The organism is Citrobacter sp. wls613 (assembly GCF_005281195.1).
GTDB classification, from domain to species: Bacteria; Pseudomonadota; Gammaproteobacteria; order Enterobacterales; family Enterobacteriaceae; genus Citrobacter; species Citrobacter gillenii.
Window position 1 is genome coordinate 5,771 of record NZ_SZXN01000031.1, and the last position, 622, is coordinate 6,392.

Below are 622 nucleotides of genomic sequence, written 5' to 3' on the forward strand. Positions count from 1 at the left end.
AAGTCTCCGGTACAGATTGAATTTAACGATCTCATTGGTCAGCCAACATGGGTGCGGTTCGGTGTGGTCAGTCTGGTTTGCGTAATGCGTGGCGATATCCAGACCGGCGATCACATCAAAATGCCGCAAAAGGCGCGGCCTATGATACAGGCATCTTCTTACTCTCAATATCGTGACGACTCGGCATTTTCAGGCGAATTCATGGTAAACGCTGTACGCCTTCTTGGTAACAGCCGGAAGCCTACAGCCGAAGCCTGGGTTGCGATTATTGAAGCCAGTCCGGCGGTACAGGTAGGCCAACAATGACCATTGAACAAAAGCTGAATTTCGGCAGAAGCATGAACAGATTTGCCGAAAAAAAAGTTGAAGATGCGCTACAAAAAGCCGGGAAAGTATTACCGGCCAGCGTGGTAAGGCAGGAAGGGCGGATGATCACTGTCGCCTTCGAATTACGTGACACCCCGTTTGTTCTCCCGCAGGTCACCGTTCCGTTATTTGGCCCGCAGTATATCCGCTATCCCATGCAGCCTGGCGATAAAGGTATCGTGATCCCCGCAGATGCCTACCTTGGTGGAGTTAGCGGGCAGGGTGGCGGCATTGCTGACCTGACGCCGCCGGATAA

Annotated in this window: 2 pseudogenes; both read left to right on the plus strand. The window is 52.4% G+C overall.

The annotated features are described in order from the left end of the window. Positions 1-306: pseudogene (locus FDX01_RS23475) on the plus strand (hypothetical protein); the annotation flags it as partial. Further along, positions 303-622 (plus strand): annotated as a pseudogene (locus FDX01_RS04520) (hypothetical protein); the annotation flags it as partial. The pseudogenes FDX01_RS23475 and FDX01_RS04520, both read left to right, overlap by 4 nt.